The following is a 14,894-nucleotide window of genomic DNA, read 5'->3' on the forward strand; positions in this document are numbered from 1 at the left end:
AGTGGTGAAAATTTTCCGCTATGGCGAACGGTTTATTCTGCGGGATTAATGAATTTTTCTACCAATGCCTTTTTGAAAGTTTTGGAAACAGGAATTTCTGTAACTCCTGGCTTTAATAGTAAGATTGTTTGTGAAGATTCGCGTTTCCACTCTAAGAAATGAGTTGGATTTATTAAAAAAGAACGATGTGTTTTTAATAAGAACGGAAATTCTTTTTGCAAGACAGATATTTTGTTTCGAAAGAGTTCGTTTTTTAATTCGCCTTCTAACAGATAAAATACTTTTACATAATTGTTAGCAGATTCCATATACACCAACTCAGATGCTTTTAAGTGTAAAACTTCTGCTTTGTTTTCACCTTTGACTACAATCGTAGGTTCTTTTTCTGTTACAACGATCTCTGTAACCGTTTTATCACTAAACATCCATCGCAAAAAAATCATTACAGGAAGAATGAGAAATACGGTTGGAATTACATTTTGCAAAAAGAAGTACGAGAAAGTGTGCGCATACGGATCATTTGCAAGCAATACGAATTTGAAAAATAAATACCCAATTCCACCAGAAATCACGAGCATCGATAACACAAAGAGTCCTTCTTGAAGCAATGTCCATTTTCTTCCCGAAAGCTTGTATAATAACCGTTGAATAGGAATGGTCATAAGATAAGTTACTATTCCAACAACTGTATAACCAAAGACAGCAAATATGCGATCTTTAGGCGGTAATTGGTACATGTCAAAAGGTTCTATGTAGTAGAAAAATAGAAATAGCCAAAAACCAATAAAAAATCCAATCAATAATTGTTTTTTTATTGATTGGATGTAAAAATTTTGCATTTGCATATGTTAAAGCTTATTTGCGTAAACTAGTTATGATTTTTAGCAGATTGAAAAGCTACTAAGCCTCCAATTGCACCAGAAATAGTCATCACAATTACTGTACTGAATTGAATCCAACCAAATGCATACGCAAGGCTGGCAATTCCAACTGATATAAGTAATGATGATATCGCAATTTTATATATCATAAGCTATTCTTATATAGAAACTATATTAAGATACTGCTTTCAATTTTTTGATCGCTACTTTCGATAGCTTTTTCTCAGCGTATGTTTTACTGATTTTCAATTCTTTTTCATCCGATCCTGGCAAGTCAAACATTGCATCTGTCAAGATAGTTTCGCATAACGAACGTAATCCACGCGCACCGAGTTTGTATTCAATTGCTTTTTCCACGATGAATTCCAACGCACCTTCTGTAATATCAAACTCAATATTATCCATAGAGAATAATTTTTTGTATTGTTTGATGATTGCATTTTTAGGTTCTGTTAGAATTGCTCTTAGCGTATTTGCATCAAGCGGATTCATGTGTGTCAATACAGGTAAACGTCCAATTATTTCAGGAATTAAACCAAAATCTTTTAAATCTTTCGGAATAATGTATTGCAATAAGTTATCTGTATCAATTGCTTCTTCATCTTTGGAAGCACTATACCCAACTGCCTGCATGTTCAATCTACGCGTAATAACTCTGTCAATACCATCAAAAGCTCCACCAGCAATGAATAAGATGTTCTCCGTATTCACTTCGATGAATTTTTGATCTGGATGCTTTCTTCCACCTTTTGGCGGAACATTTACCACAGTTCCTTCTAATAGTTTTAGCAAGGCTTGTTGCACACCTTCTCCAGAAACATCACGTGTTATGGATGGATTATCGCTTTTACGTGCAATTTTATCAATCTCATCAATAAACACAATTCCGCGCTCAGCTTTTTCCAAGTTGTAGTCTGCCGCTTGCAACAAACGTGTTAATATGCTTTCTACATCTTCTCCAACATAACCAGCTTCTGTAAGCACTGTTGCATCGACAATTGCCAACGGAACATTTAACATACGTGCAATGGTTTTTGCCATTAACGTTTTTCCTGTTCCCGTTTGTCCAACCATGATGATGTTACTTTTTTGTATTTCAATATCATCATTTGTTGGCGCTTGCAACAATCGTTTGTAGTGATTGTATACAGCAACTGACATTACTTTTTTTGTAGCTCCTTGTCCGATAATAAATTCGTCCAAAAAGGCTTTGATTTGTTTTGGTTTACGAAGTACCAATTCAGACGACAATTCATCATTGCTCGACTGTTTTGATTCTTCGAGAACAATGCCATGGGCTTGCTCTATACATCTATCGCAGATATGTGCATCCAAACCTGCAATTAGCAGATTGGTTTCTGGTTTTTTTCTACCACAGAATGAACATTCTAATTCTTCTTTCGCCATTATTTCATATTGTTGACTTGCACAGAGGTTTACTCTCTCACAAGTATTTCATCAATCATTCCGTATTCTTTAGCTTTGTCAGCTTTCATCCAGTAATCTCTATCTGAGTCATCATATACTTTTTCGTATGATTGTCCTGAATGTTTTGAAATGATTTTATATAATTCTTCTTTTAATATTAAGATTTCTCTTGCTGTAATTTCAATATCACTCGCTTGTCCTTGTGCGCCACCAAGAGGTTGGTGAATCATTACTCTTGAGTGTGTTAACCCAGAACGTTTTCCTGCTTGACCTGCACATAGTAAAACTGCTCCCATTGAAGCTGCCATACCTGTACAGATTGTTGCTACATCTGGCTTTATAAATTGCATTGTATCATAAATTCCTAAACCTGCATAAACGCCACCTCCTGGAGAGTTGATATAGATTTGTATGTCTTTCGACGAATCTACACTTTCCATGAATAATAACTGCGCTTGTACAATGTTTGCTACTTGATCGTCGATTCCTGTTCCTAAAAAGATAATTCTATCCATCATTAAACGAGAAAATACATCCATTTGCGCTACATTCATTTGGCGTTCTTCAATAATGTAAGGAGTCATTCCTACAGGGTTTGAAAATGCCGATGGAGACATACGACTTACGATTTTGTCGTAATACATATTATTGATACCGTGATGTTTAGTCGCGTATTTATGAAATTCTTTTTTATAGTTCATTTCGTGTCTTGGTATTTTTTTGATTAAAAAAGGCGTTAAAATAATATTTTTAACGCCTTAAATATAAGTATTTTATTTCTTAATGACTATCTCCGTATACTTCTTTAACGAAGTTTTCGTAAGTAACTTCTTTCGTTTCAAGCTTAGCCTTTTCTTTGAAAAGATCTAATAGTTTTTGACTTAACAACTGATCTGTTAATCTACGAACTTCATCTTGGTTAGATAAAATTCTAGCTGCAATGTCTTCCAACTCTTGATCGCTAGGATTCATTTGTCCAAATTGTGCCATTTGCACTTTGATCATTTGCTTCGCGAATTCTTTTAAATCTTCAAACTGAACTTGAACTTCGTTGTCTTTTACCAATCTATCTTGGATTAATTGGTAACGCAATCCTTTTTCAGATTTTGTGTATTCTTCTTCAGCTTGCTCAGACGTTAACTCTTGCTCACCTGCAGATTGAATCCACTTTTTTAAGAAATCTGCTGGTAAATCGAATTTTGTGTTTTCAATTAAACCTTCAGTTACATCATTTAATAAACGTTGATCAGATTGCTGTACAAATTGCTTTTCAGCATCTTCTTTGATCTTCGCTTTTACTTCATCTAATGTCGTTACATTTCCTTCTCCGAATAACTTGTCAAACAACTCTTGGTTCAATTCTGCCAATTCTCTTGTGTTTGCTTCGTTAATTTTGAAAGAAACTTCAATATCTAAATCATGAGCATCATCATGAGCAACTTTTAAGAAGTTCATTAAATCATGATCGTCATTAAATAATCCTTTTGTTTTTAGTGTTAACGTATCACCTACTTTAGCTCCAACAAATTTGTTAAGGTTTCTTTTTCCTTTTAATTTATCTAAAGAGAAAGTAACATTGTTTTCAATTTCTTTTTCTTCGTTAGAAAAGATTCCAGTTACTTCAGATTCTTCAGTTACCTCATCTTGACTAATCAATTTTCCGTATTGCTTACGAATATTTTCAACTTGTCCGTCAATCATTTTGTCATCAGCAACAATATTGTATTGTGTAATGGCATTTTCTTGTAAGTCTACATTGAATTCTGGCGCTAAACCTAATTCAAATTCAAAAGAAAAAGATTCTGCGTCCCAGTCAAACTCTTCTTGCATTCTTGGTAATGGATTTCCAAGAATATCAAGTTTTTCTTCTACTAAATATTTGTTTAAGCTTTCTTGTAAAAGTTTGTTTACCTCATCAACTAATACTGCTTTCCCGTATTGTTTTTTCACCAATCCCATAGGAACGTGTCCTTTTCTGAAACCAGGAATATTTGCTGTTTTCTTGTAATCTGTTAAGATTTTAGTCACTTTGTCACTGTAATCTTCTTTTTCAATGCTTACAGTAACAACTGCATTAAGTGCATCTATATTTTCTCTTGTTATATTCATCTTCTTAATTGTGATATGAAAATTGGCTTGCAAAAGTACATTATTTTTAAAAGCGAATCAAGTTTTTAAACAATTGTGTATCAGTTTATTTTTACTGCAATTACAGAAATTTTGATACATATTATTTATGAGGAAGTTTTTTTGTATTGATTTTCATTTTATTTGAAACTTTTACACATAAAAAAAGCACCGATTTCTCAGTGCTTTTCTCTATATGTATTTTGTATCATTTTAGTTCGTTGGAACTACAGTAACTCCTGGATAGTATCCTGCAGTTACTCTTGGTACATTAGCACCATATTTTTCATTTACAACTCTAATGAATTCGTCTGCAACAATTGCATAACCTCTTGAGTTTGGATGTACACCATCTAAAGAGAATACTGCTGTAGATATTGCATCGCTAGATCCATCAAAATAGTTGTTTGTATAAATTTGCCCATCAGCAGTACGCAAACCAGAAACTAATTCTTCTAATTTAACTGCCATATCTGCTACTGCTAAATCATTTGCTGCTGCAATAGCCACAATTGTATTGTTGTATGCTGTTCTAGCATTTCTCACCAATTGAATTTCTGTAGCAGTTAATACCCAGTTATCAGCTAAAGGCACTCCAACTCCATTTATAGAAGCAGGATTTCCTGGCTCCGCGAAGGTTCCGATGAATCCTAAAGATGGTAATACCATTAAATCATCTATTGTTGCTTGTCTGTAGCTTGGAATTCCAGATCCAGTAAGATTTGTCAAGTCTTCATCAACTATAACTACTGCATTTTGACCTGCAGAGAATGAAATTGTTCTTTGCGCCGCTTCCGATGCTGTAATTAAACCATTTGCTGCTGCAAATTGCAATCCTCCATTATACCCTGCATAACCACCGTTAGCAAGCGCTGCAGTTTGTGCATCCATTGGAATTGGATTGTAAGGAACTGTTGTAAAGTATGGAATAGATGTTACATCTGGTAAAGTAGCTACCACACCTTTTGCTCCGTTAGCCGTTAAGGCATCAACTAAAGCTTGGTATGTAAATGCAAATACACCTGGATCTGTAATATCGTTAAATCCATAAGATAATACATTTGGATTTCCTGTTCTATCAACTCCTACTCCTCCAGAAGTCGCATATGATAAGATATCATTGTTTCCTATCCAAAGTGCAAAAAACGTAGGATTTAAAGAAGTTGCATCTCCAATTACTGTAGCATTTGATGTCGTTGCATGTCTTACATAGTAAGGGTTTGCTGCTCCGATTGCTAAGTTATTAATATCTCCGTATCCCGGAAAACCTAAGTGAAAAGATTTTGCACCTGGAACTCCCATGTTATTGTATGCAGTTTGCTGCAATGACGATACTTCTGCAGTAGGTGCTATATTTAGGTTTTCTGGTCTTCCTTGACTTGCGTCAATTACCAAACGCGTATCAAACCCTGGTAATGGATTTCCTGCTAATAAGAATCCTCCTGAATCATTTACATCATCATCATATGATGGTTGTGTAAATGCTCCTCCACCAGCAAAAGCAAATTTCTCTGCCATGATGTTTGGAAATGAGTTTTGTTGTCCGCTTCTAAATACAGTTCCATCCTGAAAACCAGCTGTTAGTGAGTTACCAACTGCAACAAATGTTGTAAAGTCTGCCGATCCACTTGTATACGTTCCGCTTTCGTCAATTGGATTATCAAATTCTGGTTCACAAGCAAATAATCCTAACGCTAATACTGCTATATATTTTATATTATTTTTCATTTTTTTCTGCTCTTTGATATTATAATTTGTACGATACTCCAATTCCTGCTACTAAAGCATTCGATTTATACTCTCCTTCAAATGATAAACGTTGTCCTGCTTCTACAAAGCTATTATACGAATTATCAATTTCATTTGAATGTACATATAATACAGAGGCATCAATTGCCCATCTACTATTTAAGTTATACGAAAAACCAGCTGTAAAGTTTACTGAATCTGGTCTTGGCGTTTCTGGCGCAAAGAATCCATCTCTAATTGGTGATTCGTCAAAGTAAAATCCTGCTCTAACAGTTACTTTTTGAGAAGCTTCATACTGTGCTCCAATTTTGTAGATAGATGAATTTTTGTAGTTTCTTGGGTTTCTTGACAATCCTGCTGAGTTGAAAAATTGTACATCTAATGATTTGTACGCATCCCAAAATGTTCTTGTATAATCAAAAGCAATTAACCATTTGTCTGCTGGCTTAAAAGAAGCTCCAAACGTTAATTCTGCTGGCAATGGTAAAGATGCTGTGAAGTCTCCATCAGCAAAACCTGCTGCTAAAGCTCCTGGCAAGTTTTCAAAATCTGCCGTTCCATCACCTCTTTCAACATCCATATTAATTTTTGAACGATAATTAAATCCTAAGTTAATATCTTCCGTTGGACGAAACATAGCTCCAATTGTATAACCCCAAGCATTGATTCCAGAAGCATCAATTGTTACATTAGAACGATTTCCAGCTTCATCTGATAAACTTCTAGATAAGTTTCTATTAAAGTTTACAGCTCCTGTTACATATATTGGTCCACCACCAACACTTAATTTATCAGATATTTTGATCGAAATTGTAGGTTGAACAAAAATTGCTGATAATTCAATATTGTTTACTAAGTGTGATCCTTCCCAATCTGTTGGCCATTCTACTCTACTTCCGTAAGGTGTATATATTGCTATACCTGCAGACAACCAATCGTTAATTTTATAAGCTCCATACGCATAAAATGGAGTTCCAACTGGATTGTCAGCTTCTGCTGAATACCCAAATTCTCTGTTTTGATATGATGTATTTGAAAGCACAGCTGCTGCTCCTAGTGATACATTAAGCTTCCCATCTAAATATACTAGACCTGCAGGGTTGAAAAATGCTGATTCCGCACTTGTTACAACCGCAACTCCCGTATGTCCCATTGCCAATTGCTTATGACCTTGTACTCCGACTCTATATCCTCCAGCATATACTACCGAAGCCGAAAATGCCATGGTCAGTACCAATAATAGTTTCTTCATAATAAATAAAAATGTTGATTTAAGGTTAATTTTTCGTAAAATTAAAGCATCAAAATTAGCATAAATTATGATAAATACAAGGATTAAACGAATTTATTATGCATTCATAGTAAATTTAAAGTAATTCTTAAGAATTCAAAAAAAGCAAGGATTTTTCAAAAAATTCTTTGGGATTTTCAGCGTGTAACCAATGTCCTGCATTTGACACTTCTTGAATAATTGCTTTTGGAAAGTGTTGCTGTATTGTTTCTTCATCACCTGTAAGAATATACTCCGATTTATCTCCTTTTAAGAATAAGGTATCTTTATCATAAAAAGCAAAATTAGACAATGGTTCTCCTACTTCTTCTACATTTTCAATAAGTGCTTCCAAGTTGATACGTAAACCTAATGTTTTGTCTGCTTGCCAGAATAAGTTTTTAAGCAAGAATTGGCGTGTGCCAAAATCAGGTACATAATGTTCCATGATGTCTTCTGCTGCACTTCTACTAGTAAGTGTTTCTTTTTGAATAGCAACTAAGCCAGCCAGTATTTGCTCGTGATGTGTTGGGTAGAATTTTGGCCCAATATCAACAATAATGAGTCTTTCAAGCATTTCTGGATAGTTGACAGAAAACAACATTGCCGTTTTTCCGCCCATAGAATGTCCTATTAACGAAATACGATCTAGCTGATGATGTTCGCAGTAGCGTTTTACATCTTCCGCAAGGAGATCATAATTAAATTCATCCGAATGAAAACTACGTCCATGATTTCGTTGATCTATTAAATGTACTTGAAAACCAGCTGCTGCAAATTTCTTTCCGAGCGTTTTCCAGTTATCAGACATTCCCAAGAAACCATGTAAAATTAACAACGGCTTTCCTTCGCTCCCAACAATATTAGAATGTAAAATCATTATTTTAATTTGTTTAAATACATATTGACAACATTCTCTACACCTAGATATAATGACTCTGCAATTAGCGCATGACCAATAGACACTTCTAGCAAACCAGGAATTTCCTTGGCAAAAAATTCAATATTATCTAAACTTAAATCGTGCCCTGCATTGACTCCAATTCCCAATTCGTTTGATTGCACTGCACAATCAATGTAAGGCTGAATGGCTTTTGTATTCCCTAAACTATATTGATGTGCAAACTCTTCCGTGTATAATTCAATACGATCTGTTCCAACAGCTTTAGCTCCATCAATCATTTTTATAACAGGATCGACAAATATTGAAGTACGAATTCCGTTATTTTTAAACTCAGTAATCACTTCTGTTAAGAAATCTTTGTGCTTTATCGTATCCCAACCAGCATTTGAAGTAATTGCGTCTACTGCATCTGGCACTAAAGTTACTTGTGTTGGCTTTACTTCCAATACTAAATCCATAAACTTTTGAATTGGATTTCCTTCAATATTGTATTCTGTATGTACAATGGGTTTTAAATCGCGTGCATCTTGGTAACGAATATGACGTTCGTCTGGTCTTGGATGAATTGTGATTCCTTGTGCTCCATATTCTTGTACATCTTTTGCAAATTTTATTAAATTTGGGACATCACCACCTCTAGAATTTCGTAATGTGGCAATTTTATTTATGTTTACACTAAGTTTAGTTGTCATTGCGTTATATTTTTAAACTGGGTACAAAAATACAAAGTTAGCATGCTTAGAAGTAGTTATTTTTAATTAATTTGCGCCCTCAAATCTTTTGTTCTATGAATATTGCACAATATATATTGAATGACGTTACACCATTATCTATTGATGATGTTGTAAAAGAAGCGCAATTGGTTTTTAATAAACTTACATTTTCGCACATTCCTATTACCGAAAACGGAGTCTATTTAGGATGTATGTCTGAGACAGATTCACATTGTTTTGATGCTGAAAAACCTATTAGCGAATGTCGCTATGCACTGGAACAGTTTTTTGTACGCGCTCAAACCAATTGGATCGATGTTTTGGAAGCGTTTGCGCAAAACTCATCGAACATTATGCCTATTTTAAATGAGAAGAACGATTATATAGGTTATTATGAGTTAAATGATATCATTAGTATTTTTAACAAAACTCCTTTTTTACATGAGTTAGGGAGTGTTTTAATTGTTGAAAAAGGAATTAAAGATTATTCTTTTAGTGAAATCAGTCAAATTGTAGAATCGAACAATGCGCGTCTGTTAGGTGCATTTATTTCAAAAGCGGAACGTGATGTAGTACAAGTAACGATGAAGTTGAGCAATGCAGGTTTAAACGAAATTGTACAATCTTTTAGAAGGTATAGTTATAATATTGTTTCTGAATTTGCGGAAGACAGCTACATGCGAAGTTTAAAAGAACGTTCGGATTATTTAGATAAATACTTGAACATTTAGGTCATGAAGATTGGTATTTACGGTCAATTTTACCACAAAAACTCAGGAGAGTACATTACGTATTTGCTGCACAACTTACAGCAATACGGAGTAGATATTTATATTGAAAAGAAATACTATGAGATTTTTTCAGAGAAAATTGAGGTAAAAGAAACCTATAAAACGTTTGAATCTTACGCTGATTTAGACGAATCATTCGATTTATTTTTTAGTATTGGTGGCGATGGAACTATTTTGAGAACCATCACACTTGTACAAGATTTAAACATTCCTATTATAGGAATAAATACAGGAAGACTTGGTTTTTTAGCAACTATTCAAAAAGAAGAAATTCAAGAAGCGATTGCTAAAATTGTTAGAAAAGAATACACTGTTATTGAAAGAAGTGTACTTGCGGTTGAAACTTCTCCCACTAATGAAGATATTTTAGAAATGAATTTTGCCTTAAACGAAGTTACTGTCGCCAGAAAAGATACCACTTCCATGATTACGGTAAAAACACATTTAAATGATGAATATTTAACTTCATATTGGGCAGATGGATTAATTGTAGCTACTCCAACTGGCTCTACAGGATATTCACTAAGTTGTGGCGGCCCCGTAATTACACCAAATAATAATAATTTTGTATTAACACCAATTGCGCCACATAACTTAAATGCGCGTCCATTAGTAATCCCCGATCATACTACCATTAGACTAGAAGTGTCTGGTCGTGAAGACAAACATCTTATTTCTTTAGATTCTCGAATTGCAACTGTAAACATTAATAGCATGATTACTATCAAAAAAGCCCCTTTTACAGTAAAGCTTGTAGAGCTTAAAGGGCAGAGTTTCTTAAAAACACTTCGAAAAAAACTTCTTTGGGGCGAAGATAAACGAAATTAAGAGCAATAAAACCCTGCAAATTATGTTTAAAAGCCATAGGTTTATTTTATGAATTGCCTATAACAAAAGAGAATACTATATTTGCAAACTTTTGATACCTATGAGAAGACTCGTTATAATGTTGGTTGGTTTTACTTTAGCCCAAACTATGAATGCACAACTCCACGAAATTGGAGGGTACATTGGCTATAGTAATTTTATTGGTGATGTGGGATCAACACAGTATATTAATCCAAACCATTTGGCGTATGGAGCTATATATAAATGGAATAGAAGTGAAAGACATTCGTTTAGAGCATCTATCACACGAACACTATTAGAAGGAAAAGATATTAATTCTGATGATCCGTCAAGAAATCTAAGAGGATTACAGTTTACAAATACGATTACTGAATTGTCATTAGGTATTGAATTTACTTTTTGGGAATTTAATTTACACGAAACAGATGCGCAAGGCGCACCATATTTATATACAGGTGTTTCATATTTTGGCTATGACACACTATTTTTGGATGATGGTAAAATTATCTCTTATGGAGATGACAATACTTTTGCTATTCCGATGGCATTAGGATATAAAATGACCATTTCAGATAAATGGGTATTAGGTTTAGAAATTGGCGCTCGATATACTTTTACGGATGATATAGATGGAAGCAATCCAGTAAATGATAAAGAAGATTTTGACAATTTGAAGTTTGGAAATATAAATAGTAACGATTGGTATATGTTTACGGGAATTACCCTAACCTATACTTTTGGAAAAAAACCCTGTTATTGTTACTAGTGTAGCAAGCAAAAACACGAATGAGTTTAGAGGAGAAAATACAGAAAGACTTTTTGCCGCAACATTTAGCCATTATTATGGACGGAAATGGTCGTTGGGCAAAACAAAAAGGAAGACTTCGTGTATTTGGTCATGAGAATGGAACTAAATCTGTACGACAAACCGTAGAAACTTGTGCCAAACTTGGTATTAAAAATTTAACACTTTATGCTTTCTCTACTGAAAATTGGAATCGCCCAAAACTAGAAGTAGAAGCATTGATGCGTTTACTAGTTTCTTCTTTACGAAAAGAACTTAAAATCCTTCAAAAAAACAACATAAAACTACAAGCCATTGGTTCTCTGGACACACTCCCTAAAAGAGCCAAAAGAGAATTGTTTGAGGTTATCGAAAAGACTAAAGATAACACACACATGACATTAACACTGGCATTGAGCTACGGTTCAAGAGAAGAATTAAAAAATGCTGTTAAAGAAATATGTCATAAAGTTAAAAATAATATAATTTCTTTGGAATCTATTGACGAATCCATTATTAATCAGCATCTTTACACGCAAAATTTACCAGATGTAGATTTACTTATACGTACTAGTGGAGAACACCGTATAAGTAATTTTTTGCTATGGCAAATTGCATATGCTGAACTATATTTTACCGACGTATTATGGCCAGATTTTAGCAAGGAAAATTTATATGAAGCGTTGATTAATTATCAAAATAGAGAACGAAGATTTGGAAAAACAAGCGAACAAATTAATTAGAATTTTAATGCAGAAAAAATACCTAAAATCATTATTGTTATTATTAATACTGTTTTGCAGTATTACCTCGTATGCACAAGAAACTACTTTTGATAAAGGAAAGAAATACACTATTGGCGGCATTAAGGTTACTGGATTAAAAAGTTATAACGAACAAACCGTTATTACGTACACTCAATTACGTGAAGGACAGGAAATTTTAGTTCCCGGAGAAGAAATTAGTGCAGTTATTAAAAAATTATGGGGATTAGAGCTTTTTAGCGATATCAACTTTTATATAGAACGTATTGAAGGTGATAAAGTATTCTTAGAGTTAAACATTCAAGAATTACCGACATTGTCAAATGTGGAAGTTCGTGGTTTAAAAGAAAATAAAGCTGCTACGGTAATCAAAGAAACCGAACTTAAAAAAGGAAAGAAAGTTACCGAAAGTTTCTTAGCAAACACTAAAAACTACATCCAAAACAAGTATAAAAAACAAGGGTTTTATCGCACGAAAGTAAATATTGTTACTGAGTCAGATACTACAGACAATGCTAAAAACAACATGAAAGTGATTGTAAATGTTGATCGTGGTAAAAAGATTAAAATCAAAAATATTCGCTTCTCAGGAAACAAGCAATTCAAAGACAAGAAGTTACGTAGAGCTATGAAAAATACGAAGGAAAAATTCCTATTCCGTATTTTTAAATCTTCAAAGTTGATTCCTGAAGATTACAAGGAAGATTTAAACTCTATTATTGAAAAGTATAAGGAAAATGGTTTCCGTGATGCACGTATTGTAAGCGATTCAATTAGCTGGAATGAAGACAATACTCTAAATATTGATATTGCACTTGAAGAAGGAAATAAATATTACTTTGGTGATATTACATTTTTAGGAAATACTGTTTACACAGACAGACAGTTAAACAGTTTGTTAGGTATTAAAAAAGGGGATACGTATAATGGAGTATTATTAGAAAAGCGTATTGCTGACGAAACTGATCCTGACGCGCAAGATTTAACAAATCAATACCAAAACAACGGGTATTTATTCTCAAATATCAACCCTGTTGAGGTTTCAGCAAAAAATGATACTATCAATTTCGAAATTCGTATCATTGAAGGAAAACCAGCATATTTCAACAATATCTCTGTAGTTGGAAACGAAAAAACAAACGATCACGTTATTTATCGTGAAATCAGAACAAAACCAGGAGAATTATATAGTAAGGACAAAATTATCCGTACCATTCGTGAATTAGGTCAATTAGGATTCTTTGATGCAGAGCAAATCAAACCAGAAATCAAAAATCCAGACCCAAACAGTGGAACTGTTGATGTTGAATATAGCTTAGCAGAACGTGGAGGAAGCCAAATAGAACTACAAGGTGGTTATGGTGGTGGAGGTTTCATTGGAACCTTAGGACTATCTTTTAATAACTTCTCTATTCGAAACTTATTTAATGGTGATGCATATAAGCCTTTACCAACTGGTGATGGACAAAAATTAGCGTTACGTGCGCAAGCAAGTAGATTTTTCCAAACGTTTAGCTTTTCATTTACAGAACCATGGTTAGGAGGAAAAAAACCAGTACAGTTTACTTCTTCTTTATCACATACAGTACAATTCTTATTCAATCCGCAAACAAACAGTGCTGACAAAGACAGACGTTTTTTAATTACAGGATTATCTGTAGGATTGGCAAAACGTTTAGCTGAACCAGATGATTATTTTGTATTATCGCAAGCATTAAGCTTCCAGCATTACAACTTAAAGAACTATAACACAGGTTTATTTACCTTTGGTGATGGATTCTCAAACAACTTCTCATACACAGTTGCCTTATCGAGAAATTCATCGGGTCCAAACCCAATTTACCCAATGCAAGGTTCAGAATTCTCCGTAAGTGCAAAACTTTCCTTACCTTATTCGCTGTTTAATAACGTAGACTATGGAAATTTAGAAAATCAAGAAGATTTTCAGCTGAAAGATGCAAATGGAAACTTCTTAAATGCAAATGCAGGAGCGCCGGGTGAACCAGCAAATTTAGGTCCAACATTAGAACCAGGAGAAGTTTCTATAACAGACAGAGGAAAAGTTGATCAAGAAAAATTTAAATGGTTAGAATTTTATAAAATTAAATTTAAAGGTGCTTGGTACCAAAATGTAGTTGATAAATTAGTCCTAAAAACAGAAGCTAATTTTGGGTTCTTAGGAGCGTATAACAACGATAGAGGAATCATTCCTTTTGAAAGATTCTTCGTTGGTGGAGACGGATTAGGGAACTTCAGTTTGGACGGTAGAGAGGCAATTGCATTGCGTGGATATCCAAATCAATCACTTTCTAATATAGATGGAGGTACTATTTACAATAAATTTTCGTTAGAGTTACGTTATCCGATTACATTAAAGCAAACAGCTTCTATTTATACGTTAGCATTTTTAGAGGCAGGTGGCTCATTTAATTCGTTTAAAGAATACAGTCCGTTTGACTTAAATCGTTCGGCTGGTGCAGGATTACGTATATTTATGCCTGCATTTGGATTGTTAGGTATTGACTTTGGATATGGATTTGATCCAATCCCAGGAACTACGCAACGAAACGGATGGGAAACACACTTTATTATCGGACAGCAATTTTAAGTAATTTAAATTTTGGCACGATATTT

At 34.0% G+C, this 14,894-nt stretch carries 14 protein-coding genes; 5 read left to right on the forward strand and 9 right to left on the reverse strand.

Going from position 1 to position 14,894, the window contains the following annotated elements:
- Positions 1-32: 32 nt before the first annotated feature.
- The 9 genes from ACRBBL_RS06450 to ACRBBL_RS06490 all read right to left on the reverse strand — a co-directional run bounded on the left by ACRBBL_RS06450 (position 33) and on the right by ACRBBL_RS06490 (position 9,051).
- The gene (locus tag ACRBBL_RS06450; RefSeq protein WP_431368200.1) at positions 33-737 is read right to left on the reverse strand and encodes a LytTR family DNA-binding domain-containing protein; all 705 of its coding nucleotides are present in this window, start codon (positions 735-737) and stop codon (positions 33-35) included.
- Between the two features lie 131 nt (positions 738-868).
- Positions 869-1,030 (reverse strand): hypothetical protein, encoded by a 162-nt coding sequence (locus ACRBBL_RS06455; RefSeq protein ID WP_431368201.1) that lies wholly within the window; start codon positions 1,028-1,030, stop codon positions 869-871.
- 25 nt (positions 1,031-1,055) lie between these two features.
- The gene (gene clpX / locus ACRBBL_RS06460) at positions 1,056-2,288 is read right to left on the reverse strand and encodes an ATP-dependent Clp protease ATP-binding subunit ClpX (RefSeq protein ID WP_431368202.1); all 1,233 of its coding nucleotides are present in this window, start codon (positions 2,286-2,288) and stop codon (positions 1,056-1,058) included.
- A gap of 29 nt (positions 2,289-2,317) precedes the next feature.
- The gene (gene clpP, locus ACRBBL_RS06465) at positions 2,318-3,010 is read right to left on the reverse strand and encodes an ATP-dependent Clp endopeptidase proteolytic subunit ClpP (protein WP_405298978.1); all 693 of its coding nucleotides are present in this window, start codon (positions 3,008-3,010) and stop codon (positions 2,318-2,320) included.
- A gap of 79 nt (positions 3,011-3,089) precedes the next feature.
- A complete protein-coding gene (gene tig / locus ACRBBL_RS06470) occupies positions 3,090-4,418 on the reverse strand; it encodes a trigger factor (RefSeq protein WP_431368203.1) in 1,329 nt (442 codons plus the stop codon).
- A 231-nt stretch (positions 4,419-4,649) separates the two neighbouring features.
- On the reverse strand, positions 4,650-6,164 hold the full coding sequence (locus ACRBBL_RS06475) for a G-D-S-L family lipolytic protein (RefSeq protein WP_431368204.1): 1,515 nt from the start codon (positions 6,162-6,164) through the stop codon (positions 4,650-4,652).
- Between the two features lie 19 nt (positions 6,165-6,183).
- Complete coding sequence (locus tag ACRBBL_RS06480) at positions 6,184-7,437, reverse strand: OmpP1/FadL family transporter (protein ID WP_431368205.1); 1,254 nt, start codon at positions 7,435-7,437, stop codon at positions 6,184-6,186.
- Between the two features lie 127 nt (positions 7,438-7,564).
- Entirely contained in the window at positions 7,565-8,335 is a 771-nt protein-coding gene (locus ACRBBL_RS06485) for an alpha/beta fold hydrolase (RefSeq protein WP_431368206.1), read from the reverse strand.
- The gene (locus tag ACRBBL_RS06490; RefSeq protein WP_431368207.1) at positions 8,335-9,051 is read right to left on the reverse strand and encodes a pyridoxine 5'-phosphate synthase; all 717 of its coding nucleotides are present in this window, start codon (positions 9,049-9,051) and stop codon (positions 8,335-8,337) included. Before ACRBBL_RS06490 ends, ACRBBL_RS06485 begins: the two co-directional genes overlap by 1 nt.
- Before the next feature lie 95 nt (positions 9,052-9,146).
- Here ACRBBL_RS06490 and ACRBBL_RS06495 point away from each other — a divergent pair, with 95 nt between their 5' ends.
- The 5 genes from ACRBBL_RS06495 to bamA all read left to right on the forward strand — a co-directional run bounded on the left by ACRBBL_RS06495 (position 9,147) and on the right by bamA (position 14,868).
- Positions 9,147-9,803, forward strand: a complete 657-nt coding sequence (locus ACRBBL_RS06495; protein ID WP_431368208.1) for an acetoin utilization protein acuB — start codon at positions 9,147-9,149, stop codon at positions 9,801-9,803.
- Between the two features lie 3 nt (positions 9,804-9,806).
- Positions 9,807-10,691, forward strand: a complete 885-nt coding sequence (locus ACRBBL_RS06500) for an NAD kinase (protein ID WP_431368209.1) — start codon at positions 9,807-9,809, stop codon at positions 10,689-10,691.
- Between the two features lie 118 nt (positions 10,692-10,809).
- Positions 10,810-11,478, forward strand: a complete 669-nt coding sequence (locus ACRBBL_RS06505) for a DUF6089 family protein (protein WP_431368260.1) — start codon at positions 10,810-10,812, stop codon at positions 11,476-11,478.
- 20 nt (positions 11,479-11,498) lie between these two features.
- Complete coding sequence (locus ACRBBL_RS06510; RefSeq protein ID WP_431368210.1) at positions 11,499-12,239, forward strand: isoprenyl transferase; 741 nt, start codon at positions 11,499-11,501, stop codon at positions 12,237-12,239.
- Between the two features lie 7 nt (positions 12,240-12,246).
- Positions 12,247-14,868: an outer membrane protein assembly factor BamA gene (gene bamA, locus ACRBBL_RS06515; RefSeq protein ID WP_431368211.1), complete on the forward strand. Its 2,622-nt coding sequence runs from the start codon at positions 12,247-12,249 to the stop codon at positions 14,866-14,868.
- Positions 14,869-14,894: the final 26 nt, after the last annotated feature.

This window comes from Kordia sp., assembly GCF_050633145.1.
GTDB lineage: Bacteria > Bacteroidota > Bacteroidia > Flavobacteriales > Flavobacteriaceae > Kordia.

What these genes read in the sequence shown, in the direction of transcription:
- ACRBBL_RS06475 (WP_431368204.1), bottom strand. Translation starts at nt 6,164, where the DNA reads ATGAAAAATAATATAAAATATATAGCAGTATTAGCGTTAGGATTATTT.
- ACRBBL_RS06485 (WP_431368206.1), bottom strand. Translation starts at nt 8,335, where the DNA reads ATGATTTTACATTCTAATATTGTTGGGAGCGAAGGAAAGCCGTTGTTA.
- ACRBBL_RS06455 (WP_431368201.1), bottom strand. Translation starts at nt 1,030, where the DNA reads ATGATATATAAAATTGCGATATCATCATTACTTATATCAGTTGGAATT.
- ACRBBL_RS06480 (WP_431368205.1), bottom strand. Translation starts at nt 7,437, where the DNA reads ATGAAGAAACTATTATTGGTACTGACCATGGCATTTTCGGCTTCGGTA.
- ACRBBL_RS06500 (WP_431368209.1), top strand. Translation starts at nt 9,807, where the DNA reads ATGAAGATTGGTATTTACGGTCAATTTTACCACAAAAACTCAGGAGAG.
- ACRBBL_RS06510 (WP_431368210.1), top strand. Translation starts at nt 11,499, where the DNA reads ATGAGTTTAGAGGAGAAAATACAGAAAGACTTTTTGCCGCAACATTTA.
- ACRBBL_RS06495 (WP_431368208.1), top strand. Translation starts at nt 9,147, where the DNA reads ATGAATATTGCACAATATATATTGAATGACGTTACACCATTATCTATT.
- ACRBBL_RS06450 (WP_431368200.1), bottom strand. Translation starts at nt 737, where the DNA reads ATGTACCAATTACCGCCTAAAGATCGCATATTTGCTGTCTTTGGTTAT.
- clpX (WP_431368202.1), bottom strand. Translation starts at nt 2,288, where the DNA reads ATGGCGAAAGAAGAATTAGAATGTTCATTCTGTGGTAGAAAAAAACCA.
- tig (WP_431368203.1), bottom strand. Translation starts at nt 4,418, where the DNA reads ATGAATATAACAAGAGAAAATATAGATGCACTTAATGCAGTTGTTACT.
- bamA (WP_431368211.1), top strand. Translation starts at nt 12,247, where the DNA reads ATGCAGAAAAAATACCTAAAATCATTATTGTTATTATTAATACTGTTT.
- ACRBBL_RS06490 (WP_431368207.1), bottom strand. Translation starts at nt 9,051, where the DNA reads ATGACAACTAAACTTAGTGTAAACATAAATAAAATTGCCACATTACGA.
- clpP (WP_405298978.1), bottom strand. Translation starts at nt 3,010, where the DNA reads ATGAACTATAAAAAAGAATTTCATAAATACGCGACTAAACATCACGGT.
- ACRBBL_RS06505 (WP_431368260.1), top strand. Translation starts at nt 10,810, where the DNA reads ATGTTGGTTGGTTTTACTTTAGCCCAAACTATGAATGCACAACTCCAC.